We start from the raw sequence: 24,657 nt of genomic DNA, 5'->3' as shown, positions 1-24,657 counted from the left end.
ACCCAAAGCTTGTCTGCTCGCTCTAAAAGAGATAGACCTGACCACACAGACAGCAGGATGAGCTTCATTGAATTCAACGTATCGTAATTACATAGGAGAATCAAGGAATATTATCCAATGATCACAAAAATTTCAAATGATCCATGATTCATAATTCTATACTTAGTACCAGATCATAATACCACATCATATATTATTCATCAATGCTCAATGTCGCTTGATCGACCACGCGAACCCCTTCATTCTGATAAGACATCAACTCGCGTATGAGCTGAAATAAAGCCTCATCCTTGTGCTTTGCTTCTATCATCACATCAAGGCGAGGTGTGTATGCCGAGATCTCCTTTAAAAATCGAAGCAGCGGCTTTGCCGCCACATAGTCAGCGTGCCCACGGGGATCGGTGTCACTCTTAGGGCTTGATACATGAATCTTCGGCGGAAGCGGAGCATCCCGTAGGGCATCTGCCTGGGCAAGTTTCGACTCCCATGTCTTCAGAATGCGAGGCCACAGCTTCTCATAGCCCTCTCCTCCATTATTCACCTCATGATGATGAATATCAAATACCATGGGCACTTGAAGCGCTTCGGCGATCTCCAGCGTCTCAAGCGCATTAAACGTCTTATCATCATTCTCAAGCGTCAATCGCTGTTGAATCCGTTCAGGGAGAGCGCTGAAATGGTCAATAAAACGAGCTCCTGCCGCCGCTTTGTCGCCATAGGCACCACCAACATGAATATTGTTCTTTGCCCTTGCGTCGAGTCCCATTGCCTCAAGCATGCGAACATGATGCTCCAAATCTTGAATGGATTTGCTCAGCACCTCTTGTCTAGGCGTACTAAGAACCGTGAAATGATCTGGATGAAACGATAATCTCATCCCTCTCTCCTTAGCATAGCGACCAATCGCTTGAAAAGGCTCCGCCAACGCTGTATAAGGGTCAAGTTCCCCCTGAAGCGCCTCGTGCGTCGCTAGGGGAATCAGCTTCGAGGACATCCGATACAGATGAATGTCATGGGCATTGTTGTGCTTTAATAAGCGCAAGGTATTATGGAGATTCTCCTCTCCAATGCGAAGCAGCTTCTTTATTGCAGCCTCTCGATCCTGCAGCTTGCTAAAGGTCGCATAGGTCATCGTTTTGGAAGGTGAACTGTTGTGTACAACCATAGACATCGCAACATAGCCAAAGCGGACAATCATAAGATAGGTCTCCTCTCAAGTCAAGGCTAGTCTAGACAGCAGGAAACGCTCCCTGCAGTCCGCTGCTGTTTCTTAGAGTAACCGTTAATCCGCTCAAACATAAGCCTGAACATAACCAACCTTCGGCAATAAAAATAAGCCCCTCTCCTGCTTGGAAAGGGGCCAGCGCACTGATCTGGCGCTCAAGTATGCTTCACATTGGTTCTGCCTAGCTTTAATGTGTACAATTATGGATTCATCTGCACGCAGCAGTCACAGCTTCAGCCCTAATTGCGAAGCGGCAGCTAGAATAGAGGCGTTCAATCCTCCAGTTCCTTAGCGGCTTATCGTGTTGGAATGAGATTCTCCTCTACTGCATGCTGTCTGCTCTGCTTCCACTCCTCGACATAGCTGTGGAGGGCTTCCTTCAGCGCTCTGCCGATCTCTGGGTACGCTTCATCATGAAGATTGGCGAGCGAGACGCGCACTGACCATTCCGGCGCATGGAAGCCGCTGCCGCTAATCAGCACAACGCTTGATCGCTCAGCCAAGCGGAACAGAATATTGAGCGGCTTGTATGTCTTCTTGAGATAGGCGGCGAATTCCTTGCCGTGCTCTTTTAAGGCCCAGTTCAGCACATCGAACTCGGAATAATAGGAAGCACTGTATGACTCTCTTGGAATCTCCATCTCTAGTCCTTCATAGAACAGCTTCAAGCGCCGCCTGCAAATCTCAATGGTCTGCTGCTTATAAGTGTCGCCGTGCTCATGGTCAAGCAGGCAGAAGATGGACATAATCGCCATCTGCACCTGCTGCGGCGTGGACAGACCTGCCGTATGATTCAAAGCAACAGAACGAGAATCCGCTACCAAGCGCTCCATAAAGGTCGTCTCCTCTGGATTCGGCTTCAGCGGTGCATAACGCTCGTTCATTACCTGCTTCACGTCCTCCGGCAGCTCTTGCAGCAGCCGGTCGTAGAGATTGTCTTTTTCAATGCATACGACACCTAATCTCCATCCCGTCACGCCCAAATATTTGGAATACGAGTAGACACCGATCGTATTGTACGGAAGGTAGGTCATCAGTGAACGAAAATCAGGCACGAAGTTCCCGTACACATCATCCGTTATAATCATCAAGTTAGGATTATGCTGCTTCACGATCTGAACGAGCTTCTCTACCGATTCTGGCGCCATGGCTACTGAGGATGGATTGCTTGGATTCACCACAAATAAGGCTTTGATGCTCGGGTCCTTCAGCTTCTCCAACTCTTCATCCGGGTACTGCCAGCTGTGGGAGCCGTCCTCAAGCTTGCCGCTCGCATGAATCTCCACAATATCAAACTGATAATGCGGCAGATGCGGGATCTCTAGATACGGCACGAATACCGGAACCATTATCGCAATCCGATCTCCTGGAGACAGCAGCCGATTCGTCATAAAGGTGCTGAAGATGTTGCAGATCGCGGCTGTCGCTCCCTCAACCCCGAACATATCGCAATCGCCAAGCGGCGCATCCCCGCACAGCTCCTGCTGCCAGAAGGCCTTCACCGTCTCCTCTGTATGGACAAGCATGCGTCCAGGGACTGGATAGTTGTCGCCGATAATTCCATCGGCCAGCTCATGGACCCAGCTGTCTGGATCAAAACCGAGCTCAGCAATTCCGTACTGTACAATTCGCTCCAGCGCCTCCACGCCAGCAGTACTGTGATGTGTCTCCACATACTGCTGCAGACGCCCGGCGATGCCAGATTTCTTCGGCATGCCCGCTAGATCGCCAGCGCTCCATGTGCGTCGGCTTTCCTCAACTGCGAACTGCCCTAGCGCAAAGAAGGCCTCACGAGGTGTAGCCGCGATCCAGTTCGGATTCCCCCGCCCCGCATTCAAGAGCTGCTTCACTTTCTTTTTGACTTGATGATCACATAAATGAACTAACTTGCCTTCGAGTTCAAACGGACTGATGCCAGCGTAGATTTGTTCCATGTCTTTACGCTGCATAGGTTCGACTGACATTTCCGCACCCTCCTGATGTCTATACGCCTGTGTGAATTGAATAGTTGGCTTTATTTCATATTCATAACTGTTTTCAAAATGTCTGCACCGATGCCAAGCTTGTAGCCTTCGTAAATGTAGCGGACTTGGCCCGCCTGATCTGCGACAACCACAAGTGGAAGCTCAATTCCGCGAATGTCGGTCAGCGTGCTTTGAATCTGCTTCGAGAAGGCATTGCCGATATCCATCGTATAGTGTGCTCCGCTAGGCAGGCCTTTCGTATCCAGCTCGCCCATAATCTTATCGTCGCCCACGAGCAGATGGATATCGCCTCCCCAGCTGTCGAGCTCAATCTTCAGCTCTCTAAGCTCGCGCAGCAAGTGCTTCGTTGGCTCGCGCTCCGGATCAAGCCAAGCAAATACAGCGCCTGAAGCCGGAATCGTGATCGCTTTGTCAGCTCCAGGGAAGACTGACAGATCTGCTTGTGCAAGTTCTCCAAGAACCGGAACTTCGATTTGCTCCGCACGGAAGACAAGCGGTGCATGAGCTTCTTGGCCTGCTTCTACGGTAAAGAAGCTGCAGCGAACCAGAACATCCCCGCTGCTCAAGCGTGTGCCTGTCGTCAAGCGATATTGGCCTGTCAGCACTTCGAATGGACGATCATACACATCCTTTTCCCCAAACGGAATTGTCAAGGTTCGGAATTGTCCTGCTTCAAGCCTTGCAACACTGAAGTTTTGGTTGTAGGCAGCAACTTGGTCTGAATCCTGCTCTACTTTGTCAAAGAACAGCGTGCCCTTGGCAAACACTTCCTCATGCTTCTGAGCAGCCTGCTCGAATGCCGCATCGTGCCATTGTCCTTCATGCCAGTACTGTGCATTCAAGTTGAATGGCTCAAGACGCGCAGGAATGCCAAAGCTTCTAGCCATTGCAACAAAGCAAATGTCGCGGCTTAATTTATCCGTAATGCGCAATTGATACGTGCCAGCCGGCATGCCCATGCCTGCATAACGATCAACCTTCTCGACGATCTCGATTTCTTTTTGTAACATGGCGACAAGAGCAGCAGGATTGTCCTGATATTTCGCTTGATCCGCTGCTGCAACCGTCTCTTGGAAGAACGAACGGTAAGGCGCGATCATTTCAAAATACACGCGCGGATTCAAAATATAAGCGTCGAACAGCTCTTTGTTGTCTTGGTATTGCGTATGCTTAAGCGCGCCTGCAAGATGATCATTCAGTGAATCACGGAATGTATCATGAAGATCCTTCTCACGAATCGCCTCCAGCAAACGGAGCGGCCATTCGCCATGAGCTTTATTTTCCTTCAGGAATTGAGCAATCTCATCTCCATTGCCCTTCGCTGTAATAAGCACCTTCGCCACACGATCAGTCGGAAGCTGAAGCTCCTTCGCAAGCTCCGCACTCTTCTCTTCATTCCAGAAGGCAGCTTCGAAACCTGTGCGAATCTGAACCCCTTCCTTCACTCTCGCCTCATGCTTCTCGCGCGCTTCGTCAGACACCTGCACTTCAGAATCGCTGTTATGGCCTGCTGGCGCTGCCATGTCCCAGTCCACTTCACTTGGAAGCTCCGGATTGCGGTACAGAACCAGTTCAAACGTATCCGCATCTGCTACGGATACTTTGGAGAAGCCCCATCCCTGCTCATTGCGCACATGCAGAAGAATATCGCCAAGACCTGTCGTCAAGCTCACTTCACCGTTCGCTTCCGTCTTTTTCTCCACAATAGGATAGAACTCAGCATAGTTGTACACTTGGAAGCCGACGATAGCGTTCGCAACCGGTTTGCCGGCTTCGTCAACTACCTTAACCGTAATCTTCTTCGTGTTCGCATAGTTATCAAGCAGGTTAATCTCTGCCCACCATGGGTGATCGGAGCACACTTCCTCTGGTCCAGTGTAATCTGCGCCTACACGAGTATTCACCAGCATCGCGCGCGTGGATGGGGCGCGGAACCAGCCTTCATTCAGAACAGGCTCAGGCTCGCAAGCACCGAAGAAATACCATTCGCCATCCGCCCATGCCTCTACCCAAGCATGGTTGGAATCGCTATGCGCCCAGCGCGGTGTATAGCATTGACGAGCTGGAATGCCTACGCTGCGCAGCGCAGCTACCGCCAAGGTCGATTGCTCCCCGCAGCGGCCAAGCGCTGTGCGCATGATCGTAAGCGGAGATACCGTGCGCATGTCCGTGCCAATGTAAGTTGCCTTCTCATGACACCAATAGTTGGCCTCAAGGATGGCTTCCTTCATAGACAGATGCTTCACGCGGTCCATCAGCTCTTCACGGATCACTTCGCGGCTGTTGTCCACATTCTCATTATTCACGCGGTACGGAAGTACAAAGTTAACAAAGATGTAGTCTGGTATCTTGCTGCCCCAAGGTGCTGCTTCACGGACCTTCAAGGAATCACGAACATGCTTGACGAAGAATTCGCCATCGCAGTTAGCCAGATCGTGAATAGGCATGTAAGCAAACAAGTGCTTCAACAGACGCTCTTCTTCTTCATTTAATGGAGGATTGGCGGTTTGAAGCGCTGCAAACAGCTGTGCCTCACGCTTTTCTCCCCACTTGCGCTTTTGCTGCCATTTTTGTTCAAGTACATCCATGTTAATGCCTTCTTGAATTGTTGCATTCATGATCATCCCACCCTCTGCTTTTATGATTAATATTAAGCCTCACGCCATGTCTTGCCGTCTTCTCGAATAATAAGCTTGCTCTTGCCGTCTTCTGCTGCTGCAGTAATCTGGAACAACCCGCTTGTCACCTCAATCACAGGCTCAATGCTCCACTCATCCGTCCCACGCAGCTCCTCAAAGGAACTGGAGAACTTGCCATTGGCTTCATAATAATTGCGTTCACGATAATACAGCTTGCGCAGCTCCCACTTGATCTGTTCGTCACGCGGCAGGATAAAGCGCTGCTCATCATTAGAGCTATCGCTAACATTTTGCTCCGAGAACAGCACAAAGCCCCACATTTCAGGATAATGCATATTAATGACGCCTTGCGGGCTCCATACCCAATTCTCTTCAGGCAGCGAGCGATTTGTTTCCGGATTGATTCGCTTCACATACTGTCCGTCCACAATATCGACATGCCACTCTACACGCGAGAAATTCACGCGCCAATATTCGCCTGCATTCGGCTTGCGGCTCTCGAAGGCCGCCTCCTTCAGGCTGCTCCAAGGCATCGCCACCTCAAGCGTCCACTTCTTATTGCTCGCTTGCGGATTGTTAAGCTCTCCCTCAATATGCACAGCCGTCTTCAAGCCTTGAATGTCCCAGCCGTTGATTGGAGGGCCGCCATCCCGATAAGGCTTAGGCAGCATCAGATCCCATACCGTATTCAAGGCATTGATCTCAAACTCGTAGTAATTATGGGTGTCTCCATCTGGATCAATAAAGATCTCGAAGTCATTATCATAGAAAATAACGGAATCTCTCTCTGTCAACGTTGCCCAGATCTCATCCTCTTCCATCTCTGATCCGAAATACATATATTCATCATCCCAGAGCATCTTGACCCGCGTGCGCTTCCATGGATGCGGTTTCAAATCTCCTTCGATATCGACGAAGTCATCTGTCCAAGGCGCACTCTCCCAGAATGGCTTGTCAAGGCGTCCATCGAGCTCCAAAGGACCTTGTGCACGATGGCAAATATAATGCTTCGGGTTAAACGTGCCGTTTGGTTCCGGCATACCACTTCGGTTCATCCTGTTGCCTCCCATCAGTAACGCCCTATGAAGACAAATCCCCGAGACGAATAGGCTCATCTCGGGGATATTCGCTACAAGGCGTTCAGATTAGTTTTGTTTCCACTGATCGTACGCAGCTTGATAGATCTTCACCATTTCATCAGCGCCCATTTTGTTCGCTGTTTCGAGGTATTTGTCGTAGTTGCTAAGCGGCTCTTGACCTGTGATGAACTTCGCTTCCATTTGTTCCACGAACGTGTTCAAGTCAGAACGGATAGCAGATACGCGCTGCTGGTCGCTCTCAGACAAGTATACGCTTGGGAATGGAACTTTTGCATTCGGAAGAATCTTTTCTTCATTTTGCTGCGTGATCCATTTGTCAAAGTCGCTTGTGAAGCCGTTGTTTACTTCTTCATTTACAATACCTGGTACAACAATACCATAGTCTGGCGTCAACTTGCCACGATATTCTTCACGATCTTCACCATTTGGTGCCTCGTTCCACTTCTTCTCATGTGTATCTTTGTTTACATAATCCCACAGTGTGCCTTCTGGACCCTTAGCAAGCAATTCAGCGCCTTCTGTGGAGTACAAGTAATCAATCCAGCGAATTGTAGCTTCTGGGGATGGGTTAGAGCTTGAGATTGCAAATGCGCCCTTCGCCAAACCTGGATGCTTAGGAATGACAGGTGTTCCGTCAATGCTGCTTGCTACCGGCTGATACATTGGATGCTTGTCGCTAGGCTCGCCGCCGTAGCTGAAGTAAGCATAGTAATCTGGAATCAGGCCGACTTGATTGTTTTTACCTTTTGCTTTCTTTTGCTCATCGGTTTGAGAGAATGTCTCATGATCAAGCAAATCTTCATTCCACAGCTTGTTCATGAATGTCAGGTAATCCTTATAGCCATCAGCTGTGAATGCATAATGGACTTTGTCATTCGCATCGGAGTAGATATCTTCCAAGCCCAAGCCGAAGGAGCTCATCAGCCACATGCGAACGCCGTCTTTGAGCTTCGTGGATGTCAAAGGAATCTCATCCGCTTGGCCATTGCCGTTAGGATCTTCTGTCTTCACGCGCTTCAGGTACGTGTACAGCTCATCTACCGTTTGCGGCACTTTGTCATAGCCAAGCTTTTGTAGGAATTCGCCGTTATACCACAATGGTCCCATATACCATACTGCGTTCAAATCAATCTTAGGCAAGGTATAGATATGACCGTCTGGCGTTGTGATCGACTTGCGAATGTCTGGATTCTCATCCAAGATCTTTTTGATGTTAGGTGCATATTGCTCAATCAACTCTTCTAGCGGAAGCAATACGCCTTGGCCGCCGTAGTTGACTTCATCCGCGGATTTGAATTGCCCGCCGAAGAAAATGTCAGGATAGTCGCCGCTAGCGAGTACCAAGTTGCGCTTTGTTTCAAAGCTGTCGTTAGGGGCGTTGCGGAATTCAAGCTTAATGCCTGTTTTTTCTTCCATCGTCTTGAAGAAAGGCATCGTATCCCACTTTGTGATCCCGATATCCGGACCCATCACCGTCATGGTAAGCGGTTCGCTTACAACGGGATATCCTTCTTTATTTACTACTACTTCAGAAGCCGAGCTGCCAGAAGAGGATTTACCTCCACATGCAGCGAGCAGAGAAGCGCACAATGTCAATGACAAGAGCAGTGCGACAAGCTTCTTTCCTTTCATCATTTCAAAACCCTCCTAATGGCTAATTCAACGAAATAACTGACTAGTATGCAATAAACAGAGGCGTTTGCCCAAGTTATTATTGATAGTTAAACGCGAGCTTATTAACCTTTTACCGAACCGATCATAACCCCTTGCACGAAGTAGCGCTGCAAGAACGGATAGATCGCGATGACCGGCAAGGTCGATACGATGATAACGCCGTATTTGAGCAGTGCTGCAACTTCGGCTTTGTTGTTCATCGCTTCTGCTACAGAGGCGTTAATCGCACCTGCTGTGTCCGCAGAGATCTCGTTCAAGACGAGAATTTGGCGCAAGATCATCTGAAGTGGGAACTTCGATTCATCATTCAAGTAGATCAAGGCGCTAAAGTAGCTGTTCCAGTGTCCTACTCCGTAGAACAAGGCCATAACCGCAATAATCGGGGCGGATAGCGGTAACACAATCTTGATAAAGAGACGCATGTTCGTACACCCGTCAATCTGTGCCGCCTCCTGCAATTCACGCGGGATGGTGGATGCAAAGAAGGTACGGGATACGATAATGTTCCAGATCGACGCTGCCCCTGGCAGAATCAAGGCCCACATGCTGTTCACAAGTCCCAAGTTCTTAATGAGCAAGTAACCCGGTACAAGACCGCCGCCAATGAACATCGTGACCATGAACATTCCCATGAAGAAGTTGCGTCCAACAAAGTCTTTACGGCTCAGCGCATAGGCTGCTGGAATCGTGACAATCAAGTTCACACATGTACCAATAACGGTGTATAGAATGGTGTTGCCGTAACCCATCCAGATCTTATCGTTCTGGAATACCATCTTGTAGCCCTCAAAGGTGATCCCCTTCGGGAACAGCCACATCTCGCCAGAAGCGACCAGCTTAGGATCACTGATGGATGCACTGACAATATAGAGCAATGGGTACAACACCAAGAGCAAGGCAATTGTGAGATAAATATAGTTACAGGTCAGAAAGATCTTATCCGTTTTTGTTTCTTTTACTGCTGCGACTGACATATCCTTCTCCCTCCTTTACCACAGGCTGTTTTCGCTCGTTTTGCGGGCGATTTGGTTCACAATAATGAGCAGCGCAGCGTTAATGACCGAGTTGAACAAGCCAACGGCCGTGGAGAAGCTGTACTGCGCGTCCACAAGACCTGAACGATAAACGAAAGTCGAGATGACGTCGGAAGAGCTCATGTTCAGCGAGTTCTGGAGCAAGAGAATCTTCTCGTAACCGACACCCAAGATACCGCCCATGTTCAAGATCATGAGGATCGTGATCGTAGGGAGAATTGCCGGAATGTTAATGTTAAGAATACGCTGCCAGCGGCTTGCGCCGTCCACAATCGCTGCTTCATGAAGCTGTGGATCAACACCAGACAAGGCGGCAAGATAAATGATCGTTCCCCAGCCGGTTCCCTGCCACACGCCAGACAAGACGTACATGGTCTTAAACCATTTTGGCTCCGTCAGGAAGTTGATCGGTTCAAAGCCGAACCATTGAATCATGTGATTAATAATCCCTGTAGAAGGGGATAAGAAAGTGATGATGATACCTGCCATAACAACCATGGAAATAAAGTGTGGTGCATAAGTAACCGTTTGCACGGATTTCTTAAAGAATCCGGTCCGAATTTCGTTAAAGGCAAGTGCCAAAATAATTGGCAGCGGGAACCCGACAGCAAGCTCGTACAAGCTGATGCTCAAGGTGTTCCAAAGCAGGTCCCAGAAGTAGTAGGAATCAAAGAATCGTGTAAAATGGTCAAATCCTACCCATGGGCTGCCCCAAATCCCTTTTGCCGGAATGAAATTCTTAAATGCAATCTGAATGCCGTACATAGGACCATAATGGAAGATCAAGAAGTAGAAGAAGGCTGGTGCAATTAATAAGTACAGCTCCCAGTTCTGAGCGATCCTTTTCCACAATGTGTTTTTCTTCTTTAGTGGAACCCCTTGTACAGGCATGGCCGTTACCCCATTTTGCTGCATGGTGTTCATTCCTTTCTGTGTAAGTAACGCTGATGACAATAATGAAAAGTGTGTAAGATTTAAACATCCTGTCTTGCCAACAACCCTTTCGGCTTGCCTAGGATATATCTGTTATTGTTAGCGTTTACAAATTTGATTGTAGATTTAAACAATGAAATCGTAAATATGTTGATTTCACACTAGGTCAAATGCAAACAATCCCTTACGCTCCAAGGGTTTTGCTTGATTTCACTACCAAATGACAATCAAAAACCGAGGCTAAAATGTGTTACATTTGCCCTTTGGCATCAAATCAGACCTAGCATTTTCCAAAATATTTAGCATATTCTTGTTACTATTTTTATGACTTTTGCACAATACTGGAACAGCTTTCTTTTTTAGTTTCCTCCTTCACTCCCTATTCTGCTTATTCCGAATCATCCATTGCTGATCTCAGTGGTAATCTGCCATTGTCAAATGTTATGGCGATCCTGATTCCCTTTTTGGAGTTATCGCTATCATTTATCTGATTACTCTTTTTATTTCCCACTGCCGCAGGATTCGCTCTCCCCTGCCTCTATTCATGCCCGCCCATGGCTTTGAAGATTGTAATGTGTCAATCTTGATGTGATTGTCAGGTGCATATTTGACCAATTGGCTCATATAGCACAAAAAAGCACGGATCCGAACTGCTGATCCATGCTTCTGCTTCTCGATTTCATTATTGCTGCTTACGCCTGCTGTTGTCCAAAAAACATTTCATCCGCTAACGCCGTTTGAATGTTGGACTCCTCGTCTGTCAGCTTGCGAACCAGTTCCATCTCAACTTCCGTTACCTCTTCACCTTGAAAGTTAATCTCAGCAATCGATGCAACAATTCGTACAATCGCAACCGCTGTATTGTCAGGTGTGTAGGCAATGACCTTTTGACCTGTTGGGAAGATGCGAAGTCCCGACTTCTTCATCTTGCCGCGGCCGTACTCCAATAGTTCATACAATTCCTGCTCGCTCTTGAACTTGCAAACAGAGTTGAACTCCGTCTGGAATCCCATCCGTGCCTTCCTCCCATCATGTAATCTCTCTCTATTGAACCATGGCTTGTTAGGGACTGCAATCCTTAAGCTTCACAATTCCTATTGCAGTGTCTGAACAATCAATATGATCATCATCCCCGTAATCGGTCTTTCATCCGATAATTGCAGAATAGATCATTTTGATGTACGGTTACCAATATATTACACTATTAACATGAGATAGTTTAACATCAAACACTGAAAGTACTAACCGCACTTGTACAGCAAGCCGTTTCTCATCAGGAATACTTGTTAGTTAGGAGGGTGTGTCTTGAAAAGATTATCTTTATTTCTATTATTATTTTTCATCACTGCATTCGTTATTTATGTGTCAGATGCTAACTTAATCATGATGTCTTTGTATGCAGCGTTCTTATTGATCATTGGAATTGTAGATTTTTTTAGAAAAAACAGAAGATAAGGGAACAGGATATGTAAGCAGGTCTGAACTAGTCTCTCAGACTGAGCCGTACATTGAAATAAACAAAGTTGGTTTCTACAATCTATTTACCCTTCGCGAAAATTCCCCCTACACAAAAGGGGTTATGCGCATCACGAATCGAGACCGAAACGTAACCTCGCCTTCAACCTATGACAAAGGCGAATTGAAGTACAAATGAGGAAATTAAATACACCGGAGGATTATCTAATGTTATTGAAAAAGAAAAGCACAATTATTTCTCTTGTTCTGGCTCTCATGCTCGGAGCTTGCTGCTTTTATTATTTTGCTATTTATCATTCTGTTAGTGACGTATATGTATCCTCGGATTATGTTGGATACTCTACAGGTAATCGACTATTTAACAGTGCTGAATTGATTGTTATTGGAACCCCTGCCAAAGATTTTGGTGACCGTGAGGTACATTTGACTGAATTACCTAAAGGCTTTGTTGCTGATATTGTTACGTTTACAGAGATCAATGTGGAAAAGGTACTAAAAGGTCCCGAAGAGGATGCAGTAAATCTTACAGTGATCGAACCCATCGGAGTATATCAAACGTTCAAAGGGAAGAAAAGAATTGCGTATGAAGGGTATACAGAAATGAAAAAAGGCAGCAAATATTTGATCTTTTTGAAGAAAAACAGCTATGGCCAGTACAGCGTAATTAATATGCAGGCTGGTAAATTCAATCTTGATGGAACGGATTCAGATGACTCAAAAGGAAGTCCAAGCAAGCAGCGTATGTTTACAGAACTTACAACGAATTTTGCTAAGGAATTAAAAGGGGCTGTCCAATAAGTGATCTGCTCCCCGTCAAGTAGACAGTATAAAAAATTAAAATCAGTTAGGCGGCCTTGGTCTTCCATTGGACTGAGGCCATTTAATTTTCTCTGCAGCAGTTCGTAATCTTAGAAGCACATGTATGCGTCAACGTCTCTCTTGAGCCTCGAAGGTTTCGTAAGTGTGTAAATAATACTTCTCGCATTTAAGGTTCCCCAGAACAACTCCATCGGACCATTGTCAATGTATTGGGCTTTATCAGAGCACAAAGCTTATAATGAAGTAATAGAATCCTAATCAATGCGATTGATCACGTTGTGGCGCCGCTTCGCCATGTTGATCTGGAATACAGCAAAAGCCGCTTATGCTGGCTGCATAAACGGCTTTTGACCATAGGCTATGTGCATTTCGTTATTTATATATTCTCATAAAAAAGCTTCTGCTTCGCTTCAAATCGCTCTAACGCCAGCTCGATCAGTCGGTCCAGCAGCTCTTGATACGATACGCCCGTCTCTTTCCACATCAGAGGATACATGCTGAACGGAGTAAAGCCCGGCATTGTATTTACTTCATTAATAAATACCTGCATGTCAGAGCGGCGCACGAAGAAATCGACACGCGACAAGCCTGAGCCATCAATCGCTCGATAAGCGGTAACGGCCATCTCCCGAATGCGTGCCGCAAGCTCAACATCGATTGGTGCCGGTATCGCCATTTTGGACTTCCCATCAACATACTTCGCTTTGTAATCGTAGAATTCATTGGAAGACATAATCTCCCCTGGCACAGAAGCCATAGGCTCATCGTTGCCAAGCACACTGACTTCGACTTCACGAGCGTCTACGAACTCTTCGACAACAACCTTGCGGTCGTACTTCAAGGCATAAGCGACAGCGTCAACAAGCTCTGCACGGTTGCGAGCCTTGGAGATGCCGACTGAGGAGCCAAGGTTGGCTGGCTTTACGAAGCAAGGATAACCAAGCACTTGCTCCGTGCGGTCAAGCACCTCATCTTGATTGCGATTCCATTCAGCTGCAATAAAGTCTACATATTTGCACTGCGGCAACCCTGCAATGTGGAAAGCCTGCTTCATAAAGGCTTTATCCATCCCGACAGCGGATGCCAGTACACCAGCGCCGACGTAAGGCACATTTGCCATTTCGAATAAGCCTTGAATAGTGCCGTCCTCTCCGTTTGTGCCATGCACAAGCGGGAACATCACATCAATACCCTGCTGGTGTGCGCTAGGCGACTCTAAGCCTGTGAACAGCATCTCCATTGCTTTCACCGTGCCGCCTGCGGCGCTCTCAAGCTGCAGATCCTCTTGTGAGGAGAGCGGCCCTTCAAGCGTGCTTCCTACTCGCCATTGCCCCGACTTCATAATATAGAAAGGAATCAGTTCATACTTGTCATAGTCAAAGGCATTCATGACTGCCTGTGCGGTAGATAAAGATACTTCATGCTCCCCTGATTTGCCGCCGTATACGATCCCGACGCGCAATTTGCGTTGTTGTTCCATAATTCCCTCCGTCAGCGCGAATGCGCCAATATCTCTTGAAGACATCTCTTAATGCTGTACTGACATTGGCTTGCTGCTGCTAACGAGACGATAAAATCGCGAACTCAACAGATATCATGCCTAATCTGCACTTCATTGTCAGTGAACGACTTGCTTAGAAGATGTCTGCGATATGAAAAAAGCGATAGTTGGTCGCTTCATTCCATGCATAGGAATCCTGATAATCCCAATACCGATGTCGGCTGTTGGTGGTATGTGCATTGACAAGCGGCATGCCATATAGATCAAATGCAGTTACGATTGTACTATGCTGATAATTGCCGTCTCCATCCCAATCATACTGAATCACATCGCCAAGCTTCAGTTCATTCGGATGATCGACAAGCTCAGCCCGGAGTCCCGCCTTGCTGCTCAAGAGAAAGTGCTCCAAGCTGTTCGCAACGGACCAGCTGTAGCTCCAGCTCTCCTTGCCATTGACTTTCCCCCGATACCACCAGCCCGATTCTCTTCTCCCAGTATAGTCCATAGGCGCCCCCCCTGCAAAGAGGCACTGCGAGACATAATTGGTGCAGTCAAGCTCAAAGATCTCAAAGCGTGGATTAGGCTCGTTCCACCACTGCTCCGCATACTCCACCGCTTTATCGCGACGATAATTGACTCTTCTGGCCGTTCTCGCACTACCAAGTAGACTTGGATTCAAGTAAGGCTTGGAGCGGCTCTTGATCAAGGCTTGCTCCTCTTCCTTTATATCCCTTCGTACAGCGCGTTCTGGTTCCTTATGCTCCACTCTGGCGACAACCCAGCTATCGCCTTCTTTACTTAGTGTAATCCGCTCCTTCTCAATACGTTCCTCCAGCATGAGAAAGCCCTGCTGATCCATCGTGCGCTGGATGTGAAACTCCATATCCACCAGCACCTCGCCGTCTCCTTCGTAGGTTCTGACTAGCTTGGCTTTGGTCTGGCTCTTCGCTGGCATCGCTCCACGCTGCTTATACCAATCCTTCAATCTTGCGCTTCGTTCGCTCATGCGGAGGTTATAGTCCATATCCGTAATCGGAGCCTTGATCGCATGATGCCGGTCATCCACCTCTTGACGATTATGCTGATCGACATATAAGTAGAGCGTATTTTTCCACACCTGCTGCATCCCTCTCGCCTCCAATGATGATGTATCATCCATTTTATTTGAAGATGCAAAGGATCGATCACGCTTTCTTCATCTAAGTTGTCCCTTCTTCTATTACTGGCTAAGCTTGACCAACCTGCATCACTTCTTTTGAGACATTGTATGCGGAACAGGCTTGACTTTAGGCATTTTTTTGCAGGAAAAGTTCTTTACCAAAACACGAAGAAACGGTATACTGAAATTGTAAATTATATTTTGAAATAAGGTTTCATCTGATGGAACATACAGAGAATACAAAGTGGATCCTCGTATCGCTTTGTACATGAACGACCATTCAAACCACTGCTTGATACCATTATTCACACAACCATGGAGGAGGTACATTTATGGCAAGAACTGACGCATTCTCCGCTGCTCGCGAACTGAGCGTTGGAGACAAGAACTACCGTTATTTCAGTCTGGACGCTTTATCTAATCGTGGCTTCGACAACATATCCCGTCTTCCTTTTTCAATTAAGGTGCTGCTTGAAGCTGCCATTCGTCAATTTGACGGCAGAGCGATTACAGAAGAGCATGTTCAACAGATCGCGAATTGGGCAAAAGATCGTGACAATAATAAAGAGATTCCGTTCATCCCTGCGCGAATCGTCTTGCAAGACTTCACAGGTGTGCCTGTCGTCGTCGATCTTGCAGCCATGCGCGACACGGTGAAGAAGGCTGGTGGAGATCCAAAATCCATCAATCCGCTTGTGCCGGTTGACCTCGTCATCGACCACTCCGTCATGGTAGACGCATTCGGCACGAAGGATGCGCTTGATTACAATATGAATATAGAGTTTGAACGCAATGAAGAGCGCTACCGCTTCTTAAGATGGGCACAGACTGCGTTCAACAACTTCCGCGCTGTGCCTCCGGCAACCGGTATCGTTCACCAAGTGAACTTGGAGTATCTCGCATCTGTAGCGGCAACGAAGGAAGTTGATGGCGCAACAGAAGTGTTCCCTGACTCCCTCGTCGGCACTGACTCCCATACGACCATGATCAATGGCCTTGGCGTTGTCGGTTGGGGCGTAGGCGGTATCGAGGCAGAAGCTGGAATGCTTGGCCAACCGCTCTACTTCGTTACACCTGAGGTAATCGGGTTCAAGCTGACTGGCACGCTGGCTGAGGGCGCAACGGCAACAGACCTTGCCCTTACCGTAACGCAAATGCTCCGCAAAAAAGGCGTTGTCGGCAAATTCGTTGAATTCTATGGCTCCGGCCTTAGCAGCATCGGTCTCGCAGACCGCGCTACTGTAGCTAATATGGCGCCTGAGTATGGTGCAACTGTCGGCTTCTTCCCTGTAGACAGCGAAACACTGAACTATATGAGAGGAACAGGCCGTTCCGAAGAGCAAATCGCACTTGTAGAATCCTACTATCGCACACAAGGCATGTTCCGTACCGATGATATGGAAGATCCAGTCTTCACGGATACAATTGAGCTTGATCTTGGTTCTGTTGTTCCAAGCTTGGCAGGTCCTAAGCGTCCGCAAGACCGCGTAGAACTGACAAATATGAAAGATGCGTTTAACGAGATTATTCGCACGCCAATCGACAAAGGCGGATACGGCTTGTCCGATGAGAAGATTCAAGAATCGGTTACCGTGAAGCATGCCAATGGCGAGGAGACCAAGCTTGGTGCTGGCGCTGTCGTGATCGCGGCGATTACGAGCTGTACGAATACATCCAACCCAAGCGTCATGATCGGTGCTGGCTTGGTGGCGAAGAAGGCAGTAGAGCGCGGCTTGAAGAAGCCTGCATATGTGAAGAGCAGCTTGACGCCAGGCTCCCTTGTCGTTACGGAGTATTTGCAAAAAGCGAACCTGCTTGACTCCCTTGAGTCACTTGGCTTCCACGTAGCCGGCTACGGCTGCGCAACTTGTATCGGCAACTCCGGTCCGCTTCCAGATGAAGTGAGCCAAGCGATTGCAGACAATGATTTGACTGTAGCCGCTGTGTTGTCGGGTAACCGCAACTTCGAAGGCCGTGTGCATGCTCAAGTGAAAGCGAACTACTTGGCATCTCCGCCGCTGGTTGTCGCTTACGCGCTGGCAGGCACTGTGAACATTGACCTTGCGAACGATCCAATCGGTTACGATCAGAACGATCAGCCTGTATATCTCAAGGATATCTGGCCTACAAACGCAGAGATCAAGGAAGCTGTAGCTCAAGCGATCACGCCGGATATGTTCCGTGAGAAATATGAGCATATCTTTACGCAAAATGAGCGCTGGAACGCCATTCCGGTTCCTGAAGGCGAATTGTACGAGTGGGATGAGAAGTCCACTTATATTCAGAACCCGCCGTTCTTTACGAACCTTGGCGATACGCTCAATAATATCCAGGATATCAAGGATGCAGGCGTGCTTGCCCTGCTTGGCGATTCTGTAACGACAGACCATATCTCGCCTGCAGGCAACATCAAGATCGACAGCCCGGCTGGCGAATACTTGACCAAGCATGGCGTAGAGCGCAAAGACTTCAACTCCTACGGTTCCCGCCGTGGTAACCATGAAGTCATGATGCGCGGAACGTTCGCGAACATCCGTATCCGCAACCAAGTGGCGCCGGGTACAGAAGGCGGCGTGACGAAGTACCTGCCAACTGACGAAGTGATGTCCATCTATGATGCTTCCATGAAGTATCAGGACAGCGGCAAAAATCTCGTGGTTATCGCAGGCAAAGAGTACGGTACAGGAAGCTCCCGTGACTGGGCGGCAAAAGGAACGTATCTCCTTGGCGTCAAAGCCGTCATCGCGGAAAGCTTCGAGCGTATCCATCGTTCGAATCTTGTCGGCATGGGCGTTCTCCCGCTTCAATTCGAGCAAGGCCAAAGCTGGAGCACACTTGGCATTACCGGAACCGAGACCTTCAGCATCGAAGGCTTGTCCAATGATATACAGCCAGGCCAAACGCTGCGCGTAACCGCAACACGTGAGGATCAATCCTCATTCGAATTCAATGCTGTTGTTCGTCTTGACAGCATGGTTGATGTCGACTACTACCACAATGGCGGTATCCTGCAAACCGTGCTTCGTCAAATGATCGCAAGCGAACGTACTCATGCTTAATAAGTAGATGCAAGGGAAGGGTTCTCTTCACACGAAGAGAGAAGAGCGGTTGGCTCTCGTCCCTATATATCAAAAGGCTAGCGAGGACATGTATGCCTCGCTAGCCTTTTTTACACATTAAAGCTAATACAGATCCTGCACTGCTCGAATCAGCGTGAGACAAGCTTGATGCTCTTTACCTCATAAGGAAGGAAAGAAAGCGCAAGACGGCCTTCGAACATTTGCAGCTCTTCCTCCATATCCTCCAACAGGTTCACGCGCAGCGCCTGCTTCACTGCATCAAGTCCACTGATCACTGCATCCCCTCTGCTGCCTGTTGCTTCGTACAGTCGAAGCACAATACCATCCCCTGCTTCTGCCGGCTTGACCGTATCCAGCATGACATGCTTGCTCTCATAGCCGATTAGACGATGCGTAGATGGAAGCGCTCCTGTTCCCGGCTTGCTCTTCACCGGAAGAATAGGATGATTGAGCTCCATCGCCTTCTGTACGACTCCACCTGTTCTCCAGCTTCCTTCATGCGGATACAGCGAATACGTGAAGATATGCTGCCCTTGATCGGCTGAAGCATCGGGCCACCTTGGCGCACGGAGCAATGACAGCCTCAGCGTGCTCCCATGCACATCATACCCATACTTGCAATCATTCAGCAGGCTGACGCCATAGTCGCCTTCTGACAGGTCCGCAAAGCGATGTCCGCACACTTCATACTGCGCTTGCTGCCAGCTCGTATTGCGATGAGTAGGACGCTCAATCGCCCCGAAAGGAATCTCATAGGTCGCATTCGTCGCGACAACATCGACAGGGAACGCCACCTTCAAGAGCTTGTATTCTTCCTTCCAGTCCACACTTGTGGAGAAATCCACCACCCTGCTGTGCTTATACAAGATCATGTCCTGCGTAATAACGGAATCATGCAGCTTCCACGTCATGCGGATCACATCACGATGAGGATCAGCAACAATCAGCTCCTGCTGCAGGAGCACTGCAGCCATGACAGGCTGAGCTTCGTACTTCGGATCAATATCCCATGCATCCCAATAGGTCGGTGTATCGTGGAACAACTGGAATACGTTCATCGCTTCACCCTGCTTAACGAGTTCCCGCTTCGCTTCCTTATCGTACCACTGCGTGATCTCCCCTCGTTCATTGAACGCCATCACGTAGTAAGGCGTCTCCCAGCGAGGGATGGAACAAGCCTGAGTTGCTCCAGCCTTTTGGCTGCTATGCGCTTGCTGCGCTTCTAGCGCGTTGGAGCTAATCCTTCCACCTTGCTCTATCGACTGCGAAGCGCTTGCGGCCTCACCTGTATCCACCGACTCCGCTGCTGTAGTTGGCTTCAACCAGATCGTGGTGTAGCCAAAAGCAGGGATGGAAGGAACATAAACATGGAGTGCTCCTTGCTCTTCATCAAGACTAGACTCGCAATAATCGCATATGAGCGCGTCCCCTTGGTCGCTCCAAGCCGTTAGACCACTTAGCTCGGTTCCCCCTTCAATGACGACAGATGCATCCCGATCCCAGCCTAAGCTGTTGAACAGCACATAAGGCGTGCCTTCGCCTTCCGCGCTCACTCGGCCAATGATCGGCTGAAGTCCCGCTTCAAGCGCCTCATGACCAAGCGCAAAGATCTCTTCATATTCGCGCTTCGAGGTCTCGTATACTTCTGTAATCGCGGTCCCCGGAATAATATCATGGAATTGATTCAAGAGCATGAGCTCCCAGCCCTTTTTCAAAGAAAGACGCGCCTGCTCGTTCTTAGATGCGCTTGTTGATGCAGCCGTTGAATCTAGGGCAGCCCTAGCCCCTTCTGGTCCATCTAGAGCGCTCAAGCTTCCTATGCTGTTCCACATCTCCGCCTCGCGATACAGCACCTCTGCCTTGCGATTCCAGCGCTTGTTGCGCGCATGCGTCGTAAAGGTGCCGCGATGAAGCTCCAGGTACAAGTCCCCGTGCCAAGAAGGCAGATCCTTGCGGTCCTCGCCTATGCGGCTGAAAAATTGCTCAGCTGAGCTGTAGCGCACCTCCGGAAGCGAAGCCATAAGCTCTCCGCGCTCCATGTATTCAAGCATATTGCGCGTAACCCCGCCGCCACCGTCTCCATGGCCATACAAGAGCATCTGCTCGGGATGCTTCGCCTTCTGACGATAAGAGGCCCAATGCTCGCTTATATCCTTTGGCGTCGTATGCTCATTTAGACCATGATTCAAGAACGATAAGATAGAAGTGCCGTCTATCCCTACCCAGTGAAACAGATCGTATGGGAATGGATTTGTGTCATTCCAATTCAGCTTCGAGGTCATGAAGTAGTTCATGCCGGCCTGCTTCAGAAGCTGCGGAAGCGACGCGCAATAGCCAAACGTATCCGGCACCCATTCGATCGACGAGCGCTTGCCGAACTCCTGCTCATAGAAGAGCTGTCCATACAACAGCTGCCGAACCAGCGATTCGCCGCTTGGAATATTCATATCAGGCTCTACCCACATGCCGCCTACGAGCTCCCAGCGCCCGTCAGCAACCCGTTCCTTGATCCGTGCGTACAGCTCCGGATAATACTCCTTCACATAAGCGTACAGCTGCGGCTGGCTCTGTGCATATTGAAACTGTGGATACTCGTCCATGAGCGTCATGACCGTCGAGAAGGTGCGGCTGCATTTGCGAATCGTTTCTCGTATTGGCCACAGCCATGCAACATCAATATGTGACTGCCCCACCATGTGCATGATGCCGCGAGATTGCGCGTCGTGATTCTCTCCTTGAATTGACACGCTGCTTTTTAGTTCAAGCTCCAACTCTCTCACCCATGCAGGGTCCGTGCGCAGTCGCTCGCTTTCTGTGCTCACCGATTGCATGACATGTGTGAGGGCAGAGTGGATTCGAGCGCGCTCAAGGCTGTCCTCCTGGAGAAGACGCATGGTATCGCGCAGCACAGAAGCCGTGAACAGCAGGCTTTCTACCGGCTTATTCACATGGACCAATTCACATGCAATATGCTGAATTGGCGCTTGGCGGACCTGCTGATTGTTAAGCGGGTCGATCGGTTCAGGGATCGGATCGAACAATTCAATCCTCAACTCCGGCTCCCATCCTACTTGATCAATGTGCAGCATCACAAAGTCATGATTGCGATCAAGCCCATGATAAGGAACACCATTAATGGATAGAAGTCCTTCTCCCCCCGCCTTCAATTGGAAGCCTACTGCATCCTTACTCCAATGCTTAGGGATGCTTAGCTTTGTCTCAAACAGGTAGGTCGTTCCGTACTCTCCCCTTACCATCGTCTCAGGGGCTCCTCTGTCAGGCAGCTGCTCCATCTCATAATGGCGCGGCTTCACATACGTTCCTCTCGACAGCGTCCACTGATCTAAGACGATTCGTTCAAAGGATGCCTGCTGCGACAGCTGCTTGATCCAGCGCTGAATCCGTTCCATTAGCAATCCCCACCTTCAATATGAATAGACTGAGACAGCAGCTGATCGCTGCTAGGACCTACCGAGATTATGAATTCACCGGGCTCTACGACCCGCTCCAGCCGTTCATTGAGCAGTGCGAGATGCTCCTTCGTCAGCGCAAATTGGACGAGCCGCGTTTCCCCAGGTTCCACAAATACTTTCTCAAAGCCCTTCAGCTCCAGCTCAGGGCGGGTAAACGTGCTGTAACGATCACGAATGTAGAGCTGCACGACTTCTTGGCCTGCTCGCTGCCCCGTATTGGTAACCTCAACTTGAACATGCACAAGCTCGACTCCTGCCCCTTGTGAAGCACGGACTTGAAGATTAGCATAATCATACGTCGTATAGCTAAGCCCATAGCCAAATGCATATCGAGGCTTCAGATCCATCTCAACATATCTTCGCTTGCTTGGTCTGCGCAGATGATAGGAGATTGGCATCTGTCCTTCATGCATCGGAATCGTGATGCTGAGCTTCCCTGAAGGATTCGCATCGCCAAACAGCAGATCCGCGATGGCATGCCCGCCTTCTTGGCCAGGATACCAGGCCTCAAGAATCGCATCAGCATGCTCTTCAATCCATGGCTCTACAATCGGTCTGCCATTGATATAGACAATAATAATCGGCTTGCCCAGCTTGCCGATCTCTTGGGCCAGCTCAAGCTGTACGCCGGACAGGCGCAGGCTGGTACGATCCACGCCCTCGCCGCAGTCCATCTCACTCTCGGCCGAATCGGTAACAATTGAAGCCCCTGTGCGCAGGTCAATCGTGCCTTCTCCGAAGTCGCGAGCGCTGGAGCTGCCGAGCACAAGGATCGAAAGATCAGCCTCCTTCGCAGCCTCAATCGCGACCTCAAAGCCTTCCCTTGAATCCTCCTTCACCCGACAGCCCGGAGCGTAGATCACCTCTGCATCACGATCCTCAAGCTTATGACGAATCCCATCCAGTACCGTCGCGACATGCGCTCTTGGCTGTGGTGACGTGTAGTCGCCAAGCTGATTGTATGGGCGATCGGCATTCGGGCCGATAACGGCAATCTTCTGCTTGCTGTTTTTGTTCAGCGGCAGAATGCTGTTTGTATTTTTAAGCAGGATCGTGCTCTCTAGAGCGACCTGCTTCGCGATGTCAGCATGCTCTTTTGCCCCAATGACAATCGCCGCGCGCTCAGGGTCCACATAAGGGTTGTCGAACAAGCCAAGACGGAACTTCGCATCCAATACGCGGCGTATAGCCTCGTCCAGCTCCTCTTGCGATACCAGACGCTTATTCAAGGCCTCCATCAGATAACGGCTGAACATGGAGCCTGACATCTCCATATCTACCCCAGCAGACAAGGCTAAGGCCGATGCCGCTTCTCCTGTCGGTGCTACATTGTGTCCAGAGTAGAGCATGTCGATTGCACCGCAATCCGTAATGACAAACCCTTGGAAGCCCCACTGCTCACGCAGCACATGGTTCAACAAATAACGGCTGGAGGTGCAAGGCACGCCATCAATCTCGTTATAGGCGGTCATGACGGAGAATGCACCCTCCGCAATCGCTTTCTCAAATGGAGGCAGATCCACCTCATGCAGCTCTCTCGCGCCGATATGCACAGTAGCGGCATTGCGCCCCCCTTCAGAAGCGCCATAAGCGGCATAATGCTTCAGAGTGACCCCAATGCTGTCTGGCGAGCTTAGGTCCTTGCCCTGCATCCCTCGCACAGCTGCTGCGCCAAGCTCGCTCACGAGATAGCTGTCCTCGCTGAAGCATTCCTCTGTTCTTCCCCATCGTGGATCGCGCACAACGTCAAGCACTGGCGAATAGGTCACTGCTCCACCTTGCGCTCTCGTTTCAATCGCGACCGCGCGGCACATCTGCTCAAACAGCTCGCGATTCCAAGCGCTTCCGATCGCAAGCGGCACAGGGAACACAGTGGCGCCAATCGCCATATGGCCGTGAGAGCATTCCTCTCCTATAAGAATAGGAATCCCCAGTCTCGTCTGTTCAACGGCAAAGCGCTGAATCTCATTCACGGCATGAGCGCCGTCTCGCGGCGATAATCCAGTCTCAAGTGTAACGCCTGTCCAAGGGTCAGCTCGCAGTGTGCCGTACAAGGAGCCAATGCCTCCTTGAAGCATTCTTTTCTTAAAAGCATCCGTAAGCACAATTTTCCCTTGAGCTTTCTCATACATTTCCCAGCCATACAGCTGAATCAGCTGGCCAATCTTCTCTTCTACCGTCATCTTATCTAATAAATGACGGACCCTTGCTTCTATCGGCAGACTTGCATCTTTAACGTTCACGAGAATAACCTCCAAGTGTTATCGATATCAAATCAAAATAAGCTTCATCATGTTAAGTAGCCTTGACCTTAACCACGTTCAGGTTCAACAGCAGCCTTCATCTCTTTCGTTCTAGCTGCCTTATTTCTCTCTTCCAGCAGCAGTCGTGTTTGCGCTGCATGCTTGCTGCGGCATGCTCATATATAGCTTTACCCTTTATGCATCATGCCTATCTCATTATCTTCACATGCAGCCATACTGCCTTACTGGCTTACTGCCTCGTGTCCTCTGTATCCGGTTCCACCCACCACCTTCTCGCATCCATGTTCATGATTTC

Annotated in this window: 14 protein-coding genes; 2 read left to right on the top strand and 12 right to left on the bottom strand. The window is 49.2% G+C overall.

All coding sequences use genetic code 11. The features are described from left to right. Nucleotides 1–193: 193 nt before the first annotated feature. The 8 genes from uvsE to B9Y93_RS16080 form a co-directional block, all read right to left on the bottom strand. Nucleotides 194–1,198, bottom strand: a complete 1,005-nt coding sequence (gene uvsE, locus B9Y93_RS16115; protein ID WP_085495879.1) for a UV DNA damage repair endonuclease UvsE — start codon at nt 1,196–1,198, stop codon at nt 194–196. 323 nt (nt 1,199–1,521) lie between these two features. Further along, a complete protein-coding gene (gene aspD / locus B9Y93_RS16110; RefSeq protein ID WP_085495878.1) occupies nt 1,522–3,189 on the bottom strand; it encodes an aspartate 4-decarboxylase in 1,668 nt (555 codons plus the stop codon). Nucleotides 3,190–3,239: 50 nt separating this feature from the next. Next, nucleotides 3,240–5,828 carry a transglutaminase-like domain-containing protein gene (locus B9Y93_RS16105; RefSeq protein ID WP_244903436.1) on the bottom strand — a complete coding sequence of 863 codons (2,589 nt, stop codon included), beginning with the start codon at nt 5,826–5,828 and terminating at the stop codon, nt 3,240–3,242. A gap of 32 nt (nt 5,829–5,860) precedes the next feature. After that, the gene (locus tag B9Y93_RS16100) at nt 5,861–6,904 is read right to left on the bottom strand and encodes a carbohydrate-binding family 9-like protein (protein ID WP_085495876.1); all 1,044 of its coding nucleotides are present in this window, start codon (nt 6,902–6,904) and stop codon (nt 5,861–5,863) included. Nucleotides 6,905–6,994: 90 nt separating this feature from the next. Further along, nucleotides 6,995–8,584 carry an extracellular solute-binding protein gene (locus B9Y93_RS16095; RefSeq protein WP_085495873.1) on the bottom strand — a complete coding sequence of 530 codons (1,590 nt, stop codon included), beginning with the start codon at nt 8,582–8,584 and terminating at the stop codon, nt 6,995–6,997. Between the two features lie 101 nt (nt 8,585–8,685). Further along, nucleotides 8,686–9,597: a carbohydrate ABC transporter permease gene (locus B9Y93_RS16090; protein ID WP_085495870.1), complete on the bottom strand. Its 912-nt coding sequence runs from the start codon at nt 9,595–9,597 to the stop codon at nt 8,686–8,688. A gap of 15 nt (nt 9,598–9,612) precedes the next feature. Beyond that, the gene (locus tag B9Y93_RS16085) at nt 9,613–10,572 is read right to left on the bottom strand and encodes an ABC transporter permease (protein ID WP_085495867.1); all 960 of its coding nucleotides are present in this window, start codon (nt 10,570–10,572) and stop codon (nt 9,613–9,615) included. 710 nt (nt 10,573–11,282) lie between these two features. Next, nucleotides 11,283–11,603, bottom strand: coding sequence for a hypothetical protein (locus tag B9Y93_RS16080; RefSeq protein WP_085495865.1), 321 nt, complete (start codon nt 11,601–11,603; stop codon nt 11,283–11,285). A gap of 670 nt (nt 11,604–12,273) precedes the next feature. Here B9Y93_RS16080 and B9Y93_RS16075 point away from each other — a divergent pair. After that, nucleotides 12,274–12,864, top strand: a complete 591-nt coding sequence (locus B9Y93_RS16075) for a hypothetical protein (RefSeq protein ID WP_085495863.1) — start codon at nt 12,274–12,276, stop codon at nt 12,862–12,864. 397 nt (nt 12,865–13,261) lie between these two features. Here B9Y93_RS16075 and B9Y93_RS16070 read toward each other — a convergent pair whose 3' ends face one another. Together B9Y93_RS16070 and B9Y93_RS16065 are read right to left on the bottom strand one after the other, a co-directional pair. Beyond that, on the bottom strand, nt 13,262–14,365 hold the full coding sequence (locus B9Y93_RS16070) for a D-alanine--D-alanine ligase (RefSeq protein WP_085495861.1): 1,104 nt from the start codon (nt 14,363–14,365) through the stop codon (nt 13,262–13,264). Nucleotides 14,366–14,519: 154 nt separating this feature from the next. Then, nucleotides 14,520–15,512 carry an amidase domain-containing protein gene (locus B9Y93_RS16065; RefSeq protein ID WP_085495860.1) on the bottom strand — a complete coding sequence of 331 codons (993 nt, stop codon included), beginning with the start codon at nt 15,510–15,512 and terminating at the stop codon, nt 14,520–14,522. Between the two features lie 365 nt (nt 15,513–15,877). Between B9Y93_RS16065 and acnA the strand changes: the two genes are divergently transcribed. Next, nucleotides 15,878–18,604 (top strand): aconitate hydratase AcnA, encoded by a 2,727-nt coding sequence (acnA, locus tag B9Y93_RS16060; protein WP_085495858.1) that lies wholly within the window; start codon nt 15,878–15,880, stop codon nt 18,602–18,604. A gap of 149 nt (nt 18,605–18,753) precedes the next feature. On the opposite strand, the gene B9Y93_RS16055 is transcribed toward acnA, so the two are convergent. Both B9Y93_RS16055 and B9Y93_RS16050 read right to left on the bottom strand, forming a co-directional pair. Continuing rightward, entirely contained in the window at nt 18,754–22,035 is a 3,282-nt protein-coding gene (locus B9Y93_RS16055; RefSeq protein ID WP_085495856.1) for an alpha-mannosidase, read from the bottom strand. Beyond that, the gene (locus B9Y93_RS16050; protein WP_244903435.1) at nt 22,035–24,341 is read right to left on the bottom strand and encodes a glycoside hydrolase family 3 N-terminal domain-containing protein; all 2,307 of its coding nucleotides are present in this window, start codon (nt 24,339–24,341) and stop codon (nt 22,035–22,037) included. The genes B9Y93_RS16055 and B9Y93_RS16050 overlap by 1 nt, the downstream gene beginning before the upstream one ends. Nucleotides 24,342–24,657: the final 316 nt, after the last annotated feature.

Origin of the sequence: Paenibacillus aquistagni (assembly GCF_900177815.1) — a bacterium.
In the GTDB taxonomy this organism is placed as follows: domain Bacteria; phylum Bacillota; class Bacilli; order Paenibacillales; family Paenibacillaceae; genus Paenibacillus_B; species Paenibacillus_B aquistagni.
This window is presented reverse-complemented; position numbering and strand designations above follow the sequence as displayed.

What these genes read in the sequence shown, in the direction of transcription:
- uvsE (WP_085495879.1), bottom strand. Translation starts at nt 1,198, where the DNA reads ATGATTGTCCGCTTTGGCTATGTTGCGATGTCTATGGTTGTACACAAC.
- aspD (WP_085495878.1), bottom strand. Translation starts at nt 3,189, where the DNA reads ATGTCAGTCGAACCTATGCAGCGTAAAGACATGGAACAAATCTACGCT.
- B9Y93_RS16105 (WP_244903436.1), bottom strand. Translation starts at nt 5,828, where the DNA reads ATGAATGCAACAATTCAAGAAGGCATTAACATGGATGTACTTGAACAA.
- B9Y93_RS16100 (WP_085495876.1), bottom strand. Translation starts at nt 6,904, where the DNA reads ATGAACCGAAGTGGTATGCCGGAACCAAACGGCACGTTTAACCCGAAG.
- B9Y93_RS16095 (WP_085495873.1), bottom strand. Translation starts at nt 8,584, where the DNA reads ATGATGAAAGGAAAGAAGCTTGTCGCACTGCTCTTGTCATTGACATTG.
- B9Y93_RS16090 (WP_085495870.1), bottom strand. Translation starts at nt 9,597, where the DNA reads ATGTCAGTCGCAGCAGTAAAAGAAACAAAAACGGATAAGATCTTTCTG.
- B9Y93_RS16085 (WP_085495867.1), bottom strand. Translation starts at nt 10,572, where the DNA reads ATGCAGCAAAATGGGGTAACGGCCATGCCTGTACAAGGGGTTCCACTA.
- B9Y93_RS16080 (WP_085495865.1), bottom strand. Translation starts at nt 11,603, where the DNA reads ATGGGATTCCAGACGGAGTTCAACTCTGTTTGCAAGTTCAAGAGCGAG.
- B9Y93_RS16075 (WP_085495863.1), top strand. Translation starts at nt 12,274, where the DNA reads ATGTTATTGAAAAAGAAAAGCACAATTATTTCTCTTGTTCTGGCTCTC.
- B9Y93_RS16070 (WP_085495861.1), bottom strand. Translation starts at nt 14,365, where the DNA reads ATGGAACAACAACGCAAATTGCGCGTCGGGATCGTATACGGCGGCAAA.
- B9Y93_RS16065 (WP_085495860.1), bottom strand. Translation starts at nt 15,512, where the DNA reads ATGCAGCAGGTGTGGAAAAATACGCTCTACTTATATGTCGATCAGCAT.
- acnA (WP_085495858.1), top strand. Translation starts at nt 15,878, where the DNA reads ATGGCAAGAACTGACGCATTCTCCGCTGCTCGCGAACTGAGCGTTGGA.
- B9Y93_RS16055 (WP_085495856.1), bottom strand. Translation starts at nt 22,035, where the DNA reads ATGGAACGGATTCAGCGCTGGATCAAGCAGCTGTCGCAGCAGGCATCC.